Source organism: Natronoarchaeum rubrum (assembly GCF_024494695.1).
Genome location: NZ_JANHDP010000001.1, coordinates 122,343 through 141,222 on the forward strand (window position 1 = coordinate 122,343; position 18,880 = coordinate 141,222).

The following is an 18,880-nucleotide window of genomic DNA, read 5'->3' on the forward strand; positions in this document are numbered from 1 at the left end:
CCGCGGTGGCGTCGCCCCGACCCGGCACCGGGGGCCGTACTAAGTGGATCCGGAATCAAGTGGCGAGTATGTACGATCGAATCCTGGTCGCCGTCGACGGTAGCGAGCCCGCCAACGCCGCGTTCGATCACGCGCTCGACGTCGCGGCCGACTGCGACGCCGAGGTCCGGGCGCTGTACGTGGCGGACACGAACCGCGACAGCGTCACGACGGTCGGAACCAACGTTCGCGACGCGCTCGAAGCCGAGGGCGAGGACGTGATCGAGGGCGCGCGCGAGCGAGCCGCGGTCCGCGACGTCGACTTCGAGGGCGAGGTCGTGCAGGGCGAACCCGGCGAGTCGATCCTCGAAGCGGCCGACGTGCGCGACGCCGACCTCGTCGCGATGGGCACCAGCGGCAAGGGCGGCATCCGACGATTTCTGCTCGGCAGCGTCGCCGAACACGTCGTCCGGCGCGCGGAGGTGCCAGTTCTCACAGTGCGAGCCGACGAGGAGGTCCGCGTCGAGTACCCCTACGACTCGATCCTGGTGCCGACCGACGGGAGCGAGCACGCCTCCCGCGCCATGGAACGGGCCGTCGACCTGGCTCGGCGCCACGACGCCACGCTGCACGTGCTCTCGGTCGTCGACGTCATGGCCGTCGGCGTCGACGTGCGGGCCGATCTCATGATCGACCAGCTCGAAGAGCGCGCCCACGAGGCTGTCGAAGACGCCGGAGCGGAGGCCGGCGAGGCTGGTGTCGACGTCGTCACGGACACGATCGTCGGCTCGATCCCCCGCGAGATCCGATCCTACGCCGAGGACGAGGAGATCGATCTGCTCGCGATGGGCACGCACGGACGCCGCGGCGTCGACCGGGTCCTGCTCGGCAGCGTCACCGAGCGCGTGCTCCGGACGGCGCCGGCGCCGGTGCTGACGGTTCGCGGTCGAGACGAGGGAGAGTAAGTCAGTCGCCGCGGCGACTGTGACGCCGCCGTGGCCGCGGTGGCGTCCGAGCGGCGCGGCGTCGTCGAAGCTGTCAGACCGGCGCGGCGTCGTCGGCGTCGAGCAGCTCGTGGTAGCGGTTGCGGATCGTGACCTCGCTGACCGACGCCACCTCGCCGACCTCGCTCTGGGTGACCTGTTCGTTGGTCAGCAGGGCGGCGGCGTAGACGGCGGCCGCGGCCATCCCGACGGGGCTCTTGCCCGAGTGGACGCCGCTGTCCTTCGCGCTCCGGAGCAGCTCGCGGGCGCGCATCTCGGCTTCGTCCGAGATTTCGAGTTCCGAGGCGAATCGGGGGACGTACTGCTCGGGATCGGCGGGCTGGATTTCGAGGCCGAGTTCGCGGACGACGTAGCGGTAGGTTCGTGCGACTTCCGCCCGGTCGACGCGGCTCACGGTCTCGATCTCGTCGAGGCTACGCGGCGTGCCGGCCTGGCGCGCCGCGGCGTACAGCGACGCTGTCGCGACGCCCTCGATCGAGCGCCCCGGCAGCAGATCCTCGTCGAGCGCGCGGCGGTAGATCACGCTGGCGGTCTCCCGGACCGTGTCCGGCAGCCCGAGCGCGGACGCCATGCGGTCGATCTCGCCGAGCGCCTGCTTGAGGTTGCGCTCCTTGGAGTCCCGAGTACGGAAGCGCTCGTTCCAGGTGCGCAGGCGCGACATCTTCTCGCGCTGGCGAGAGGACAGCGACTGGCCGTAGGCGTCCTTGTCCTGCCAGCCGATGTTGGTCGAGAGGCCGTCGTCGTGCATCATCTTCGTCGTCGGGGCGCCGACGCGGGATTTCTCGTCTTTCTCGGCGGCGTCGAACGCGCGCCACTCCGGCCCGCGGTCGATCTCGTCTTCCTCCACGACGAGCCCGCAGTCGGCACACACCGTCTCGCCGCGCTCCTCGTCCGAGACGAGCTTGCCGCCACACTCAGGACAGGCGAGGCTCTCGGATTCGGACTCGGTCGATCGCTCGTCGCTCGTGCGCTCTCGGATGCTGGTGTCGGTCATTGTGGTGCTGGTGAGACAGCCGGGGCTGGGAAACCCTCAATCACACTGTTATGTTGTATCTCCAGCGACTTAAAATATTCGGTCGTGACGGCGTCTGCCGGCGATTCACGACAATCATCAGGTTTGTCTAAGCCTCGTCAGAACGCCGCCGTCAGGACGCGTCGACCCGCGGCTCACGCTCCGTCGAAAGACCCCAGGCGGTCGACCCTGCGGCCCGATGCGTTGCTCGTCCTGCCAGTGGCTCGTGCGGTCGCGAAGTCGGTATGACGGACCGCGTACCCGCGGTCGACGCAGTGGACGAGGGCCCGTAATCGAAATGCTTACTCCCGGCCCGCCAGTTCCTCCGTGCATGAGCGACACGCCCGCCGGTCCCGAGGAGGTCCGTCACGTCGCCGAGCTGGCGCGGGTCGACCTCGACGACGACACCGTCGACGAGTTCGCCGCGCAGTTCGCGGACATCCTCGACTACTTCGAGACGTTGGACGAGGTGCCCGAAGTCGACCGCGAGGCCGACCTGGTCAACGTGATGCGCCCCGACGAAGAACACGAGGGGCTCACCCAGGACGAAGCCCTGCAGAACGCCGAAGAAACCGAGAACGGCTACTTCAAGGGCCCGAACGTCTCCTGATCATGTCGGAAAACATCTTCATCACCGAGGAGTCCGCGACGGGCGACGACGACGGCCCGCTCGCGGGCAAGACCGTCGCCGTCAAGGACAACATCTCGACCAAGGGGATTCGGACGACCTGCGGCTCTGCCATGCTGGCGGAGTACGTCCCGCCGTACGACGCGACCGTCGTCGAGCGCCTCAAGGACGCCGGCGCCGACGTCGCCGGCAAGGCCAACATGGACGAGTTCGGCATGGGGACGACCACCGAAACCTCTGCGTTCGGCGCGACCGACAACCCCGCAGCGCCGGGGCACGTCCCCGGCGGCTCCTCGGGCGGGTCCGCCGCCGCGGTTGCCGCGGGCGAGGCCGACCTCGCGCTGGGATCGGACACCGGCGGCTCGGTGCGCTGCCCCGCGGCCTTCTGCGGCGTCGTCGGCATCAAGCCGACCTACGGGCTGGTCTCTCGCTACGGGCTCGTCGCGTACGCCAACAGCTTAGAGCAGATCGGCCCGCTCGCGCCGACCGTCGAGGAAGCCGCGGAACTGCTCGATGCGATCAGCGGCCCCGACCCGAACGACGCGACGACGCGCGAAGAAGGCGCTGAGTCCGACTACGCCGCGGCGGCCGACGGCGACGTCGACGGGCTGGAGATCGGCGTCCCCACCGAACTCCTCGACGGCGCGGACGAGGGCGTCGTCGAGCAGTTCTGGAGCGCGATCGACGACCTCGAAGCGCAGGGTGCGAGCTACCACGAAGTGAGCCTTCCGTCCGTCGAGCACGCCGTCGAGGCGTACTACGTGATCGCGATGTCCGAAGCGTCCTCGAACCTTGCGCGGTTCGACGGCGTCCGCTACGGACACTCCGGCGGGTTCGAGGGCAACTGGAACGAGGCGTTCTCGAAAGCCCGCCGCGAGGGCTTCGGCGACGAGGTCAAGCGCCGGATCCTGCTCGGCACGTACGCGCTATCGGCCGGGTATCACGACAAGTACTACAAGAAGGCACAGGACGCCCGTGCGTGGGTCAAACAGGACTTCGACGAGGCGCTCGCCGACGCCGACGTGCTGGCGAGTCCGACGATGCCGATTCCGCCGTTCGAGCTGGGCGAGAGCCTCGACGACCCCCTGAAGATGTATCTCGCGGACGCCAACACCACGCCCGTCAACTTGGCCGACTTGCCCGCCATCTCGGTGCCGGCCGGCGAGACCGACGGGCTGCCGGTCGGGCTGCAGTTGATTGGGCCGGCCTTCGGAGAGGAGACGATCGTTCGCGCGGCGAGCGCGCTGGACTAAGTCATCGAACCCCCGGCCCTACGGTCCCTCGCGAAGACGAATCGCGGGTGTGATGCTCTTTACTGTGCTTTACTGGACAGAACGTGACAGCAAAGGTAGGGAAGGTTTTATTGCGTCATAGCTGTAGATTAGTTATAATATGAATCATGGTGCCGGCTCCTCCGACGACCGTCGGGGCCTCTCGCCCGTCGTCGGCATCGTACTGCTGTTCGGGTTAGTACTGTTCGGTGCTACGCTGGTCGCCTTGGGAGGGATGTCGCTGATCGACACGATGCAGACCGAGTCGTCGCTCGATCGCGCCGAGACGTCGATGCAGCAGGTCGGGACCGACCTCAGCGAGCTCGCGAGTTCACCTGGCGATCGCCAGACGGAACTTACGCTGGGTGACTTCCAGGAGGGGCAGGCGTCCGTCGCCGACGACGGGGAGATGATCTTCAAGATCAACCCGGGACGAACGGCGGCCGGTAGCTGCGAGGCCCGGATGGACATCGGCACGCTCGAGTACGAGCGCGACGGTAGCACCGTCGGTTTTCAGGCGGGTGGCGTCTGGCGATCCGACGGCGGATCGCCGACAATGATCTCCCAGCCCGATCTGACGATCAGCAAGCAGACGCAGGGCGGTCGCACTGTTCGCTCGATCAACTTCCCGGCGACGAACGTCGACCCGGACAACAGTTCGTTGTCGGGTTCGACCGTCGAAGCACAACAAAACCGGTCTATCTCCGAGCAGCGCCGAGCCAAAATGCAACGGGACCTGTTTGGCTGCCTCGACGACACCGACCGGGTCTGGAGCATCGAGATCCGCATCGAGGGGAACCAGTACGCTGATGCCTGGTACCGCTACCTCGAAGAACAGGTCGGCGCAGCCGGAACGGTACGCTGGGACGGAGACGCGGTCGTGGCGACCTCGCCGCTGGGCGCGCCGGTCCAGCCCGCCGACTTCACGATCGCAAATCCGGACACGTTCGGGGCGCTCCACACCGGATCTCCGTTCAATCCGAGCAACCTCAACAGGGTGTTCTTCGACGGCTACGACTCGCAGATGGCTCCGTACGACGACAGCGGCGCGTACGACTCCAAGACGGGGAAGATCGCCAGCGCCGGTGACGTGACGCTGAACGGCAACTTCGACTTCTACGGGGACGTGTTCGCTGGCGGCTCCATCCACATACCAGGTCGCGGTAACTCGATCGACGGGGAGGAGCACGAGAACGCGGATGTCGACGCGCCGCCGTCGATCGACGGCGAAATCGTGGACACGATCGACGCGATCGAAACGAACGCCGAAAACAGCGATACGAGCGCCATGACCGCCGACGAACTCGTCCTCTCCGAGGGCGGATCGGTCACGCTCTCTTCGGGCGTGTACCACCTCGATACGCTGACGGTGCCCGAGGACGCCACGCTGACGCTCGACACCTCGTCGGGCGACGTCGTCATCGCCGCCGAAAGCGGGGTGAGCGTCGAGGACGGCGCAACCGTCGAAGTGATCGGGAGCGACGCCAATCAGGCCCGCATCTTCTCGAGTACCGACGTGACGGTCGACGGCGACGTTACGGTCGCGGGAGATCGCTCCTACAAGAACTTCTGGTACGCGCCCTCGACCGCCAGCGTCTCGCTGAGCGGCGACGAGTTCACCGGCGTCATCTACGCGCCGGACGCGGAGATGACGCTCGACAGCGGCCTCGCCGTGTACGGCTCGCTCATCGGCGGCTTCGACGGCCAGATCCGTGACGTCGACTTCCACTACGACAACGCGCTCGAACGGATCGGCGATGGAACGACCGCGGTCATCGAGGACGGGCAGGTGACGGGGCCGAGTGACCCCGAACTGGAGTCCTTCGACGCCCGGGCGACAATTCTCGGGAGCGAGTTCTCGAACGACGGCCGGAGGGCTGATCTCTATCCGTCGCTAGAGCTGGAGTCCGTAGCCAACGATGACGGCGACCTCGACTCGCTGTCGTACTGGCAGAAGACGAGCAGCCGCGTGTCGAGTGATGACGAGAGTCTACTCCGCGATCCAGACGGCGAATCGCTGGACGAGGGATACAGCGGATACGATCTGGATCGTCTTGCGTACGGGGAGTACGGTGAATCGTACCTAGACGACACTGATTCGGAGGACTGTCAGGGGCCTTGGTGGCAAAATGACTGTACGTATCACGAGGATGTCGAATTCGACGGATCAGCGGGAGATGAGGTAGAGATTTACGGTGAAGCGACTTCCAGCGGGTACTTCGAAACCCACAGTGTGACCTTGCAGCTGTACCGGTCCGACGGTACACTCGTCGCCGAGAACGACAACACGATCACGACGACGCTGCCGGAGGACGGGGAGTACTTCATCCGAGTAACAACCGAGACAGAAGGCGTCTCGTATCGTCTCGAACTCCGCGAAACGTCGCCAGATGCCGATGATGAGACGTTCTACTACGAGGACGTTACGTTCGACGCGCGCGACGGCGACAACGTGGAAGTCGCCGTCTCGTCGACCGAGACGTCACCGCGCGTCGAACTGCTCGGACCGTCCGGCGGTCGAGTGGCGGTCGAAGACGGTGGATCCGATGTGACGCTCATCGCGAACTCTCTCGCAGAGGGCCAACACACGATTCGCGTATCCAGTACGACCGCCGAAACAGAGTTCGACTACGACATCTCGCTCAAGCGGACGAAGATCGAAAACGCCCCGCTCCTCTCGCACGGGCCGATCAGCTTGGATCTGGTTACCAACCCACCGAACTCCAGCGCGACGTATCGAGAGCCGTGGCCGGACCCGCGTCTCGATGCGCGAGGCTACCCCGGTGCGGGGTGGAACGACGACATCAACCACCCGGCGGTGCCCGAAGTCCGTAGCGAGGACCTGAACGGCCTCGAACCGGGGACCGGGTTCTCGGTGGAGATGGACTACCGGTTCCGGCTCTGTGGTGATACCAGAAGCTACGCCGGCACCTCGAAGATGATCGACGGCACGCGCCACTTCGAGGTCGGTTGTGGATCGAACGACCCGGTCGAATCGACGATCGAGTACGATCCGGGCAGTAGCCAGAATCAGCTGAAGATTCTCCGCGACGGCGACGAAGTTCCGCACGTCGAGCCCGCGGGCGGTCAGCGCGGTATGAAGGACATGCTCGGATCGCGACTCAACGCCGACGACACGCTCGAACTCGACGACGGTGAGTTCGTGATCGCCTTCGAACTGGACGAGACGGGGGCCAACTTCGAGGACGCAGTCGATGGACGTTCCTCGGCAGACTACAACGACGTGGTGATGCTCTACGAGATCACCGACGAACACTGGACGGACGGCAGTGGCGAGACGATCACGGAGGGTCCCAACGGCTCGCCGCTTGACGAGAACGAGGACTACACCTACACCGTCAACATCGAGAACAACCAGATCGTCATCGATTCGGAGTAGCTCGCCCGAAACCGGCGTCACCTCGACGCCGAATTCCGAACGTAGCGGCTCTCAGAAGTGATACTCGACGCCGTCGGCCGTATCCTCGACGGTGACGCCGAGCGCCGCTAGCTCGTCGCGCAACTCGTCCGCCCGCTCGTAGTTGCCTGCCTCGCGCTCGTTCTCTCGCACCTCGACGACGAGTTCGACCAGTTCCTCTGCCAGACGCGCCGTGCCGTCCGCTTCGCCCGCCAGCGCGAAGCCCAGCGCGTCACCGCCGAACTCCTCGAACGTCTCGACGGCGTCACACAGCGCGCGGTAGTCGTACTCGTCGCGCTCGTCGACGTGGCGGTGGACCGCCGTCGCGACCGAGAGCAGCGCCGCGATCGCCTCGCGGGTGTTGAAATTGTCGTTCATCGCCTCGGCGAATTCCTCGCGAGCCTCGGCGACGGCGTCGCGCAACTCGTCGTCTTCGACTTTCGTCCGGGCGTCGACGTCGTCCGCTGCGTCGACCGCGGTGCGGTAACCCCGTTCGAGCCGCTCCCAGCGCTCGACCGCTTCGTCGAGAGCGGCCTCGCTGTACGTCTGGGTGTTGTCGTAGGCCGCCGACAGCAGGAACATGCGGATCGCGTTCGGGCCGAACTCCGAGACGGCGTTCCGGATCGTAAAGTAGTTCTCCAGACTCGAAGACATCTTCTCGCCCGCAGTTTCGAGCAGGTCGACGTGCAACCAGTAGCTGGCGAACTGCTCGCCGGTGGCGGCCTCGCTCTGGGCGATCTCGTTTTCGTGGTGGGGAAAGACGAGGTCGCGCCCGCCGACGTGGACGTCGATCGAATCGCCCAGGTGGGTCGTGCTCATCGCCGAGCACTCGATGTGCCAACCCGGGCGGCCCTCACCCCACGGCGAGTCCCAGGTTTCGCCCCCTGAAGGGGCGTCGTCGGGATGGGCTTCGCCGGCTTTCCAGAGCGCGAAGTCGGCGGGGTTGCGCTTCTCGGAGCGCTCGTCGGGGTCGCCCTGCTGTTCGATGTCCGCCAGGCTCTGGTTCGAGAGCTTGCCGTACTCCTCGAACTCCGAGACGTCGAAGTACACCGAGCCGTTGGCCTCGTAGGCGTAGCCCTTCTCGACCAGGGTCTCGACCATCCCGACGATTTCGGGAACGTGCTCGCTGACGCGGGGGTAGACGTCCGCGCGCTTGAGGTTGAGCGAGCGCATGTCGGTCAGCACTTCCTCGACGAAGTGGCGGGCGACATCCGGTTCGCTCTCGCCGAGTTCGTCCTCGCCGACGCGCGCGACGATCTTCTCGTTGACGTCGGTGAAGTTCTCGACGTGCCGGACGTCGTAGCCCAACTGCTCCAGCCAGCGGTGCATCACGTCGACGTGAACCCACGACCTGGCGTGTCCGAGGTGTGCGAGGTCCGAGACCGTCAGGCCGCAGTAGTACAGCAGCACGGAGTCGGGGTCTTGGGGCTCGAACGGCTCTCGCTCGCCGGTCAACGAGTTCGATACGTGCAGCGTCATCTGCCGGTCGTTTCACGTAGCGGGCGCTTGAATCCGTCGGAGTCCCGACTCCCCTCGCGGCCCACTCGAAAGCCCCAAACCGGCACCGTCCTACCGGACTGATAGATGCCGACAGGCGCGATCCCGAACCAGTCGCTTCCGGGTGGTATCGACCTCTACGCCACGCTCGAGAGCGGGCAGTCGTATCTCTGGCGCCGCGAGGACGGGCGGATGTACGAGGACGCTCCGGAGGGCCAGCCGTGGTACTGCACCGTGATCGACGACGAGGTGCTGCGGGTTCGGCAGACTGCCGACGCGATCGAGTGGGAGAGCACCGGCGACGCCGAGGACACGGTTCGAACGCTCCTGCGCCTCGACGACGATCTCCCGTCGATCTTCGAGGTCGCGCCCGACGATCCTCTGATTGCGGAGGCCTACGACTACGCCCGCGGGCTGCGCCTCGTCGACGATCCGCCCTTCCCGACGCTGATCGCCTTTATCTGCTCCCAGCAGATGCGCGTCGCGCGCATCCACACGATGGTGTCGACGCTGGCCCGCGAGTACGGCGACGCGGTCGAGTTTCAGGGGCGGACGTATCACGCGTTTCCGACGCCCGACCAGCTCGCGACCGCGACGGAGGCGGAACTGCGAGAGCTGGGGCTGGGCTACCGGGCGCCCTACGTCGTCCGGACCGCCGAGATGGTCGCCGGTGGCGAGGCGCACCCGCGCGACGCCGAGGGCCTACCGTACGAGGAGGCCCGGGAGGAGCTGACGCGGTTCGTCGGCGTCGGCGACAAGGTGGCCGACTGCGTGTTGCTGTTCTCGCTCGGGTATCTGGAGGCCGTGCCGCTGGACACCTGGATCAAGACTGCCGTCGAGGACTACTACCCCGAGTGCGATCGTGGGAACTACCGAGACACCTCGCGCGCGATCCGGGAGGCGTTTGGTGTCTCCGAGAGCGAAGCGATCGGAGGCTCGTCAGAGCCGCGCTCTGACGGTGGAGGGTACGCCGGGTACGTTCAGACGTACGTGTTTCACTACCTCCGGACGCGCGACGAGGCGTGATCTGACCGCTCTTCTCCCTGAATTTTGTTCGAGGGCGTTCGAGCTGTTCGTAGCCGGGTCGGTAGCTGGGTGTCAGGAAGCGGGTCGTCCGGTCCGGACCCTCACTCGACGAACGTTTCGATCCGGTCCATGGCCTCCCGAAGATCGTCCAGTCCGGTGGCGTACGACACTCGGAGGTGCCCCTCGCCGTCCTCGCCGAACACCGACCCCGGAACGACGGCGACGCCGTGTTCCTGCAGCAAGTCTTCGGCGAACGCTTCGTCGTCGCCGCCCGGCGCCTCGGGGAACACGTAGAACGCGCCCTCGGCCTCGAAGCAGTCGATGCCCATCTCCTCGAACCGCGAGAGCACGAACTGGCGGCGGCGATCGTACTGGCCGATCATCTCGGCGACCTCCTCCTCGCAGTTGCGCAGCGCCTCGATCGCGGCGTACTGGGCGGTCGTCGGCGCCGACAGCATCGAGTACTGGTGGATGCGGTTCATCCCGGCGACGGCTTCCGGCGGCGCGAGCGCGTAGCCCAGCCGGAGCCCCGTCATCGCGAAGGCCTTCGAGAAGCCGTTGAACACGACCGTCCGCTCGCGCATCCCCGGCAGCGTCGCGATCGACGTGTGCTCGTGGCCGTAAGTGAGCTCCGAGTAGATCTCGTCGGCGAACACCGTCAGGTCGTGCTCCTGCGCGAAGGCGGCGACCGGCCGCAAGTCTTCCTCGGTCATGATCGCGCCGGTCGGGTTGTTGGGGTAGCAGTACAGCAGGGCATCGGCGTCGGCGGCTCCAGCACGCTCCAGCGCGTCGACTGTCAGCTTGAACTCGTCGTCGCTGGTCGGCACCGGCAGGGGCTGACCGCCGGCGAACGTGATCCCCGGCTCGTAGGAGACGTAGGAGGGCTGGGGCACCGCGACGACGTCGCCCGGGTCGACCAGCGCCCGGAGCGCGACGTCGACGCCCTCGCTAACGCCGGTCGTCACGATGATTTCGTCGTCGGGGTCGTACTCTAACCCGTAGCGCTCGGCCACGTGGGCGGCAATTTCTTCGCGGAGGTCCTTGCGGCCCCGGTTGGCGGTGTAGGAGGTCCGGCCTCGCTCTAAGGATGCGATGGCGGCCTCGCGGGCGGCCCACGGCGCCGAGAAGTCGGGCTCGCCGACGCCCAGCGAGATGACGTCGTCCATCTCCTCGGCCAGTTCGAAGAACCGTCGGATGCCGGAGGGCGGCACCGCCTCGACGCGATCGCTGACCTTCATGGCGAGACCGAGAGGCGATCGTCGTCGTCGCCGTCGCTCATCTGCAGCCCGCGATCCTTGTAGGTGTCCATCACGTAGTGGGTCACCGTCTGGGTGATCTCGGGCACCGGCGCGACTTTGTCGCTGATGAACTTCGAGACCTCCTGCATCGACTCGCCTTCGACTTCCATCTCGAAGTCGTAGTCGCCGCTGACGAGCCGCAGGGTCGTCACCTGCGGGAACTTGGCGAGCCGCTCGGCGATATCGCCGTAGCTCGTCTCGCGGTCGAGCGTGACGTTGAGTTCGACCGACGCCCGCACGCGCTCCTCGGCGACCTTGTTCCAGTCGACGACCGCCTGATACCCCTTGATCACGCCCTCGTCTTCGAGCGCCTCGACGGTCGCCACGACCTCGTCCTCGTCGAGATCGGTCATCCGGGCGAGGTCCGCCGTCGAGTAGCGGGCGTTCTCTAAGAGCAGATCGAGGAGTTCGCGCTTGCTCATACCACAGGGAGACGAAGGCGACCACAAAAGGGTTTCTGCATCGCGAAGGTGCGTTTCGTATGGAGATTCGGGAACGAGTGGAGATAATTCATCGTACTCACACTCGGGGAAAGAATAATGTCGCCGTGCTATCGAACTAGCGGCACGATGGCTCTACACGACCGCACCGGGGGTCCTTCCGTGCCCTCTCTCGGGGAGTGGGCCGCGACCGGGATCGGGTTCGTCGTCGCGCTCGTCGGCGTGATGTACGTCGTCGCGTCGCCGGACCCCTTCGAGCAGTGGTGGATCGAACTCGCTGCGGCGGGCGCCATGCCCGCCGTGTTGATGTACGGCGGCTACTGGCTCGCCACGAACGACTTCGACCAGACCGAGGTGTACACGGTCGCTCAGGGATGGTTCGTCGGCGTCGTCGCGCTCAGCGTCGTCGCCGGCTGGGCGGTCGTTGCGGCCCGGCCGGGCGAGCGAATCGTCGTCGAGTCGCTGTTCCATCTCGTCTCGGTCGCCTCGGCCGGCGCCGTGCTCGGGCTCGCGTTCGGCCTGCACACGACCCGGCTCACCGAGCAGTTCGGCGCTTCGGCAGCGGCGTCCGACGTGGACACGACCGGCGACGACGCCACGTCGTCAGCGCGGGCCGCCGCCACGCCGAGCGCGGCGGCGTCAGCGGACGCCGATGCGACGGCCGAGCGGACCGGGATCGAGTCGCTACTCGACGATCGCTCGATCGCCGACGATCGGCGCCGACGCGTGGTGCGGGCGCTCGCCGAGCGCGACGCGGTCGCCGTCTCCCCGGGAGACATCGCCGCCGACCTCGAATCGGAGTGGGCGGCACGCAACCGCGCGGCGATCGCCGCCGAGTTGCACCACGTCCACCTGCCGAAACTCGACGACGCCGGCGTCGTCGAGTACGACGCCGAGGCGACGACGGCGCGGCTTCGCGACGACGATCGGGCCGCCGTCGTCAAGTAGTCGGCGTCCGACCGCATCGCAGAATAGCTCTGTCCTGACGCTTGCACTGTACCATCTTCCATTTCCGGCCGCCGATCGTCGACCGGACTCTCGCGCTTACAGTCCGTCGTCCTGGCAGCCCTCGCAGATCGTCACGACCGCCCGTAGCGCGTTCTCGTCGGCCGACCGCGGCCCGACGTTCACCGGCGTCACCGGAACGTAGCTCCGGCAGTACGCGCACCGTTCGATCGCCTCGCTCTTCCCGGTCATTCCACTTGTTCGTGGATAGTTGCCGGGTGTTTTAAGTTTCGTGTAAAGTTTCTTTGGAAATCTGCGGTCGAATAACCTTCGTCCCCGGCGTTCCGGGCTGCAAGATTCGACCGCCCGGTCCGCTCGGGGCGCCCCGGAAGCGAAACCCCCTAACCTGCGCCGTGCGAGGCCGAACGTATGCACGGGGAGCCAGCGGTCGCCGTCCTGCGGCTCGGTCACCGGCCGGGGCGCGACGACCGCATGACGACGCACGTCGGACTGACGGCGCGGGCGCTCGGCGCCGACCGGGCGATCTTCGCCGGCGGGAGCCAGGCCGCCGAGACGGTCCGGGACATCACCGACCGGTTCGGCGGCCCCTTCGAAGCCGAAGTGACCGACTCGCCGAAGGCGCTCCTGCGGGACTGGGATGGCCGGATCGTCCACCTCACGATGTACGGGGAGCGCGTGCAGGACGTCGAAGACGAGATCAGGAGTTCTCGCGACGACGACGGCGAGCCGCTGCTGATCGTCGTCGGCGCCGAGAAGGTGTCGTTCGATGTGTACGAGGCCGCCGACTGGAACGTTGGCGTCACGAACCAGCCCCACTCGGAGGTCGCCGGGCTGGCCGTCTTCCTGGATCGAATCTTCGAGGGCCGGGAACTCGATCGGGAGTGGGAAGACGCCGACCAGCGGGTCGTCCCGATGGCCACCGGGAAGAAAGTCGTCGATCCCGAAGACGAGTAATCTTCTTTCGGCGCCGTTCGGTTCGGTACGTCTATAGTCAGTCCTGTGAAAGCAACGTGCGATGCACACACCTGATGGGTACCTGCACCCGTGGATGGCGGGGGCGTTCCTCGCGCTGGCCGGCGTCGTGCTGTCGGTCGCCGCGACGCGAGCGCGCGACTCGCTGACCGAGTACCGGATCCAGCTGTTCGGCGTCGTCGCCGCGGCGGTGTTCGCCGCTCAACTGCTCAACTGGCCGATCCCGGGCGGCACGAGCGCCCACTTCGTCGGCGGCGCGTTCGCCGCGATCGCGCTCGGTCCCCACCTCGGCGCGCTGGCGGTCGCGCTCGTCGTGACGGTCCAGGCACTGGTGTTCGCCGACGGCGGCGCGCTGGCGCTGGGCGCGAACGTCTGGAACATGGCGATCGTCCAGGCGTACGTCGGCTACGCCGTCTACGCCGCTCTCGCCGACCGCAGCGAACCGCTCGCGATGGTCGCGGGCGGCTGGGTCGGCATCACGGCCGCGGCGGCGTCCGCGAGCCTCCAGCTCGGCACCGCGCCCGCCTTCGGCGGCGAACTGCTCTCGGTCGTCGCCGTGATGGTCGGCGGTCACGCCGTCCTCGGCCTCGGTGAGGGGCTGCTCACGCTGGTCGGCTACCGCCTGCTCGCCCGCACCGGCGTCGAGACCGGCGAGCGCAGCCCGGAGGGGATCAGCGCGTGAGCGTCCGCACCGCCGCGGACGACGAGTGGGTCCAGCGTTCGCTGGCCGGCCTGACCGTCATGGTCCTGCTCGCGCCGGTCTTCGCGTGGGCGGCCGCACGCGTGGGCTACTCCGAACCGATGGAGAACGCCGCCGAAGCGGCGGGCGCGGCCTCGTCCGCCGTCGCGACGGACGTGAGCCTCCTCTCGGGCTACGCGCTTCCGGGTCTCGGTCCGCACCTCGGGACGCTCGGCGCCGCACTGCTTGGCACCGCGCTGACGCTCGCGCTCGGCGTCGGCTTCGCCCGGCTGCTCGCGACCGAGAGCTGACGGACTGACCGTTCGACGACTTTTTCGACGCCTTTCTCCGCGATCGGCCACTCCGTACCACCCGAATCTTCATCATTAGCCCGGCAAAACTTGCACCCATGTACGACGAGGGCGATCTCACGTCGATCAGGGAGAGTCGCGAGGAGTGGGAATCGGAGACGCTCGATCCGACGCTCGACCGCCACGGCGAGCGCAAAGAACGGTTCGCGACCGTCTCGAACCTCGACGTCGATCGGCTGTACACGCCCGACGACGTGGCAGACCTCGACTATCTCGACGATCTGGGGTTCCCGGGCGAGGAACCGTTCACCCGGGGCGTTTACCCGACGATGTACCGCGGCCGGACGTGGACGATGCGCCAGTTCGCGGGCTTTGGCACCGCGACGGAAACCAACGAGCGCTTCCACTACCTGATCGACGAGGGCCAGACCGGGCTCTCGACCGCGTTCGACATGCCGACGCTGATGGGGAAGGACTCGGACGACCCGTTGACCGACGGCGAGGTCGGCAAGGAGGGCGTCGCCGTCGACACGCTGCGGGACATGGAGATCCTGTTCGAGGGGATCGACGTCGGCGAGGTGTCGACGAGTTTCACGATCAACCCCTCCGCGCCGGTGATCTACGCGATGTACGTCGCGATCGCCGACCAGCAGGGCGTCCCGCGCGAGGAGCTTCGCGGCACCCTCCAGAACGACATGCTCAAGGAGTTCATCGCGCAGAAGGAGTGGGTGATCCCGCCCGAGCCGTCGCTCGATCTCGTGACGGACGTGATCGAGTTCTCGGCGGCGGAGACGCCGAAGTTCAACCCCGTCTCGGTGTCGGGCTATCACATCCGCGAGGCCGGCTCGACGGCGGTGCAGGAACTCGCCTTCACCCTCGCCGACGGGTTCGCGTACGTCGAGGACGCCGTCGACCGCGGGCTGGATGTCGACGAGTTCGCGCCCCAACTCTCCTTTTTCTTCAACTGTCACAACTCCTTCTTCGAGGAGATCGCGAAGTTCCGAGCCGCCCGGCGGATCTACGCCCGCCTGATGGACGAGTGGTACGACGCCGACGCGTCGGCGTCGAAACAACTGAAGTTTCACACTCAGACCGCGGGCCAGAGCCTGACCGCCCAGCAGCCGCTGAACAACGTCGTCCGCGTGACGATCCAGGCGCTGGCCGGCGTGCTCGGTGGCACCCAGAGCCTGCACACCAACAGCTTCGACGAGGCGCTCGCGCTGCCCGGCGAGAAAGCCGTCCGTGTGGCGCTGCGCACCCAGCAGATCATCGGCGAGGAGTCCGGCGCCGCGGACATCGTCGACCCGATGGGCGGGAGCTTCGCGGTCGAGGCGCTGACCGACGAGACCGAACAGCGAACTATGGAGTATCTCGAAGAGATCCGCGAAATGGGTGACGGCTCGATGCGCGAGGGCGTCCTGACGGCGCTCGAACGGGGCTATTTCCACCGCGAGATTCAGGAGGCGTCCTACGAGTACCAGGAGCGCGTCGAGTCCGGCGAGGAGGTCGTCGTCGGCGTCAACGAGTTCACCATCGAGGAGGACACCCGCCCGGACATTCTCAAAGTCGACGAGACGGTCGAGCAGCGCCAGCGCCAGCGTCTCGCCGACGTCAAGGACGAGCGCGACGACGACGCCGTCGCCGACGCCTTAGAGCGAATCGAAGACGCCGTCGCAGCCGACGAGAACACGATGCCCGCGATCATCGAGGCCGTCAAGGCTTACGCCACGATGGGCGAGATCATGCGGGTGTTCGAGGCGGCCCACGGTTCCTACGAGGAGGAGATCGGCCTGGCCTGAGCCGGCCGTCTCAGTGCGCTGACGGGCTGGATTCATACGCCTGCGATCGCAGCCTGCCCCGCCGCCCTCTCCCGGAAATCCAGTCGACCGAGGCCAACGTTTATCCCCGCGTGCTGTGCACGTGAACGTACGCCATGACAGACGATCCCGACGTCGAGCTGGAGGCTCGCCTGGAAGAACAGGATTCTTTCGAGCCGCCCGAGGAGTTCGTCGAGCAGGCCAACGTCTCGGACGAGGCGATCTACGAGGAGTTCGAGGAGAACTGGCCCCAATCGTGGGAGCGCGCGGCCGACCTGCTGGACTGGGAGCGCGAGTGGGACGAGGTGCTCGACGGCGAGGACGCGCCCTTCTACGAGTGGTTCGTGAACGGCGAGTTGAACGCGGCGTACAACTGCGTCGACCGGCACGTCGAGAACGGTCGGAAGAACCAGGCCGCGATCAAGTGGGAGGGCGAACTGGGCGAGACACGCACCTACACGTATCAGGATCTGTATCGCGAGGTCAACGAGTTCGCCGCCGCGCTGCGCGACCTCGGCGTCGAGGAAGACGACGTGGTCACCCTCTACATGCCGATGATTCCCGAGCTGCCGATCGCGATGCTGGCGTGTGCCCGCATCGGCGCGCCCCACTCGGTGGTGTTCGCGGGCTTCTCGGCGGACGCGCTCGCGACGCGGATGAACTCGGCGGACTCGGAGTATCTCGTCACTTGCGACGGCTACTACCGCCGCGGCGACGCGCTCAATCACAAGGAGAAAGCCGACAAAGGGCTCCGCGGCGTCGAGCACGACGTCGAAAACATCGTGGTTGTCGATCGGCTCGGCGACGAGCTGACGCACTTCCTCGGCGAGAAGTACCGCGACTACGACGAACTGGTCGACGCCCACGACGGCGCCCGGGTCGAGCCCGTCGACCGGGACGCCGAGGACATGCTGTTCCTGATGTACACGTCGGGCACCACCGGCGAGCCGAAGGGCGTCAAGCACACGACCGGTGGGTACCTCTCGTACGCTGCCTGGACCAGCCAGGCGGTGCTGGACATCGATCCCGAGGACACCTACTGGTGCTCGGCGGACATCGGGTGGATCACGGGGCATTCGTACATCGTCTACGGCCCGCTCGCGCTGGGGACGACGACGATGATGTACGAGGGGACGCCCGACTATCCCGAGAAGGATCGCGTCTGGGAGATCGTCGAGCAGAACGCGGTCGACATCTTCTACACGGCGCCCACCGCGATCCGGGCGTTCATGAAGTGGGGCGAGGACTGGCCGGCCAGCCGCGACCTGTCGAGCCTCAGACTGCTCGGAACGGTCGGCGAGCCGATCAACCCCCGCGCGTGGAAGTGGTACTACAAGCACATCGGCGACGAGTCCTGCCCGGTTGTCGACACCTGGTGGCAGACCGAGACGGGCGGCATGATGGTCACGACGCTGCCCGGCGTCAACGAGATGAAACCCGGTTCAGCGGGGCCGGCGCTGCCGGGCGTCGACGCCAAAGTGATCCACCCGGACAAGAACGAAGTCGAGCCCGGCCAGGCCGGCCACCTCACCGTCCAGAAGCCATGGCCCGGCATGCTCCGAACACTCTACGATAACGACGAGCGATTCGTCTCGGAGTACTGGGCGGAGTACTCCGACCCCGAGAACGACGAGTGGATCTACTTCCCCGAGGACGGCGCCAAGGTCGACGAGGACGACTACATCACCGTCCTCGGTCGCGTCGACGACGTGCTGAACGTCTCCGGGCATCGACTCGGGACCATGGAAATCGAGTCCGCAGCGGTCGGCGTCCCCGGCGTCGCCGAAGCCGCCGTGGTCGGCGGCGATCACGAAGTCAAAGGCGAGGCGGTGTACGTCTACGCCATCACCGAAGAAGGCACCGAGGGCGACGACCAACTCCGCGAACGGATCGTCGAGAGCGTCGAGGACGCCATCGGCCCGATCGCCCGCCCCGAGCAGATCATCTTCACGCCGGAACTCCCCAAGACGCGCTCGGGCAAGATCATGCGCCGACTGCTCGAAGAGATCGCCAACGGCGAGGAGCTGGGCGACACGTCGACGTTGCGCAACCCCGAGATCGTCGACGACATCCAGAAGCAGGTCGGCGGGGACTGATCGGGACCGCTCTCGTTCGGAATCGGCGCCTACCGCTTTTCGGAGAGATAGAACATCGCGAGCAGCGGAACGCCGAGTATCGCGCCGACGGTGAGGCCGCCGTACAGCGCGAACCCGGCCGCCGTCGGCGGGAGACTGATGAATCCAAACAGCGTCAGTGACGTCTCGACTTCGGTGAGCACCACCGAGAGGATCGCGCCCATCGTCGCCGTGATCGTGACCAGCGCCAGGTAGAGCCCGATCACGAACCGTCGGCCGTTCAGCCCTTCGCCAGCGTCGATCCCCTCGAACGTCGATTCGGCGTCTGTCACGTTCGAACGGTCGGTCCTGGAAGGAATAGGCTTTTCCACTCGTCGCGCCTGGGTTCTACTATGAGCGAGAAGGAACTGCTCGGGCTCGTGCTCGGCGCGATCGTGACGATGATGTTCCTGACCGGCTTCGTCATCGTCCTGAGCTGACGCCGCGG

Annotated in this window: 17 protein-coding genes; 11 read left to right on the forward strand and 6 right to left on the reverse strand. The window is 66.6% G+C overall.

Going from position 1 to position 18,880, the window contains the following annotated elements; all coding sequences use genetic code 11:
• Nucleotides 1-68: 68 nt before the first annotated feature.
• The gene (locus tag NO931_RS00725) at nt 69-944 is read left to right on the forward strand and encodes a universal stress protein (RefSeq protein WP_256390704.1); all 876 of its coding nucleotides are present in this window, start codon (nt 69-71) and stop codon (nt 942-944) included.
• Between the two features lie 73 nt (nt 945-1,017).
• Here the strand turns inward: NO931_RS00725 and NO931_RS00730 are convergent, their stop codons facing one another.
• The gene (locus NO931_RS00730) at nt 1,018-1,977 is read right to left on the reverse strand and encodes a transcription initiation factor IIB (RefSeq protein WP_256390705.1); all 960 of its coding nucleotides are present in this window, start codon (nt 1,975-1,977) and stop codon (nt 1,018-1,020) included.
• Nucleotides 1,978-2,326: 349 nt separating this feature from the next.
• On the opposite strand from NO931_RS00730, the gene gatC reads away from it, so the two are divergent.
• The 3 genes from gatC to NO931_RS00745 all read left to right on the forward strand — a co-directional run bounded on the left by gatC (nt 2,327) and on the right by NO931_RS00745 (nt 7,294).
• A complete protein-coding gene (gatC, locus tag NO931_RS00735) occupies nt 2,327-2,605 on the forward strand; it encodes an Asp-tRNA(Asn)/Glu-tRNA(Gln) amidotransferase subunit GatC (RefSeq protein WP_256390706.1) in 279 nt (92 codons plus the stop codon).
• A gap of 2 nt (nt 2,606-2,607) precedes the next feature.
• Nucleotides 2,608-3,876 (forward strand): Asp-tRNA(Asn)/Glu-tRNA(Gln) amidotransferase subunit GatA, encoded by a 1,269-nt coding sequence (gene gatA / locus NO931_RS00740; RefSeq protein WP_256390707.1) that lies wholly within the window; start codon nt 2,608-2,610, stop codon nt 3,874-3,876.
• A 139-nt stretch (nt 3,877-4,015) separates the two neighbouring features.
• Nucleotides 4,016-7,294: a DUF7289 family protein gene (locus NO931_RS00745; protein ID WP_256390708.1), complete on the forward strand. Its 3,279-nt coding sequence runs from the start codon at nt 4,016-4,018 to the stop codon at nt 7,292-7,294.
• Nucleotides 7,295-7,345: 51 nt separating this feature from the next.
• On the opposite strand, the gene cysS is transcribed toward NO931_RS00745, so the two are convergent.
• A complete protein-coding gene (cysS, locus tag NO931_RS00750; protein WP_256390709.1) occupies nt 7,346-8,791 on the reverse strand; it encodes a cysteine--tRNA ligase in 1,446 nt (481 codons plus the stop codon).
• A gap of 105 nt (nt 8,792-8,896) precedes the next feature.
• Here cysS and NO931_RS00755 point away from each other — a divergent pair, with 105 nt between their 5' ends.
• Nucleotides 8,897-9,835: a DNA-3-methyladenine glycosylase family protein gene (locus tag NO931_RS00755; RefSeq protein ID WP_256390710.1), complete on the forward strand. Its 939-nt coding sequence runs from the start codon at nt 8,897-8,899 to the stop codon at nt 9,833-9,835.
• Between the two features lie 101 nt (nt 9,836-9,936).
• Here the strand turns inward: NO931_RS00755 and NO931_RS00760 are convergent, their stop codons facing one another.
• Nucleotides 9,937-11,073 (reverse strand): pyridoxal phosphate-dependent aminotransferase, encoded by a 1,137-nt coding sequence (locus tag NO931_RS00760; protein ID WP_256390711.1) that lies wholly within the window; start codon nt 11,071-11,073, stop codon nt 9,937-9,939.
• Nucleotides 11,070-11,555 (reverse strand): Lrp/AsnC family transcriptional regulator, encoded by a 486-nt coding sequence (locus NO931_RS00765; RefSeq protein WP_256390712.1) that lies wholly within the window; start codon nt 11,553-11,555, stop codon nt 11,070-11,072. The genes NO931_RS00760 and NO931_RS00765 overlap by 4 nt, the downstream gene beginning before the upstream one ends.
• A gap of 180 nt (nt 11,556-11,735) precedes the next feature.
• Here NO931_RS00765 and NO931_RS00770 point away from each other — a divergent pair, with 180 nt between their 5' ends.
• Nucleotides 11,736-12,521 (forward strand): DUF7344 domain-containing protein, encoded by a 786-nt coding sequence (locus NO931_RS00770; RefSeq protein WP_256390713.1) that lies wholly within the window; start codon nt 11,736-11,738, stop codon nt 12,519-12,521.
• A 96-nt stretch (nt 12,522-12,617) separates the two neighbouring features.
• On the opposite strand, the gene NO931_RS00775 is transcribed toward NO931_RS00770, so the two are convergent.
• Nucleotides 12,618-12,770 carry a hypothetical protein gene (locus NO931_RS00775; protein ID WP_256390714.1) on the reverse strand — a complete coding sequence of 51 codons (153 nt, stop codon included), beginning with the start codon at nt 12,768-12,770 and terminating at the stop codon, nt 12,618-12,620.
• Nucleotides 12,771-12,947: 177 nt separating this feature from the next.
• Between NO931_RS00775 and NO931_RS00780 the strand changes: the two genes are divergently transcribed.
• The 5 genes from NO931_RS00780 (at nt 12,948) to acs (ending at nt 18,414) form a co-directional block, all read left to right on the forward strand.
• Complete coding sequence (locus NO931_RS00780; protein ID WP_256390715.1) at nt 12,948-13,493, forward strand: tRNA (cytidine(56)-2'-O)-methyltransferase; 546 nt, start codon at nt 12,948-12,950, stop codon at nt 13,491-13,493.
• A gap of 61 nt (nt 13,494-13,554) precedes the next feature.
• Nucleotides 13,555-14,193, forward strand: coding sequence for an energy-coupling factor ABC transporter permease (locus tag NO931_RS00785; RefSeq protein WP_256390716.1), 639 nt, complete (start codon nt 13,555-13,557; stop codon nt 14,191-14,193).
• A complete protein-coding gene (locus tag NO931_RS00790; RefSeq protein WP_256390717.1) occupies nt 14,190-14,501 on the forward strand; it encodes a PDGLE domain-containing protein in 312 nt (103 codons plus the stop codon). Before NO931_RS00785 ends, NO931_RS00790 begins: the two co-directional genes overlap by 4 nt.
• Nucleotides 14,502-14,599: 98 nt before the next feature.
• Complete coding sequence (locus NO931_RS00795; protein WP_256390718.1) at nt 14,600-16,300, forward strand: acyl-CoA mutase large subunit family protein; 1,701 nt, start codon at nt 14,600-14,602, stop codon at nt 16,298-16,300.
• A gap of 134 nt (nt 16,301-16,434) precedes the next feature.
• Complete coding sequence (acs, locus tag NO931_RS00800) at nt 16,435-18,414, forward strand: acetate--CoA ligase (protein WP_256390719.1); 1,980 nt, start codon at nt 16,435-16,437, stop codon at nt 18,412-18,414.
• A 29-nt stretch (nt 18,415-18,443) separates the two neighbouring features.
• Here acs and NO931_RS00805 read toward each other — a convergent pair whose 3' ends face one another.
• Nucleotides 18,444-18,725, reverse strand: a complete 282-nt coding sequence (locus NO931_RS00805; protein ID WP_256390720.1) for a DUF7520 family protein — start codon at nt 18,723-18,725, stop codon at nt 18,444-18,446.
• Nucleotides 18,726-18,880: the final 155 nt, after the last annotated feature.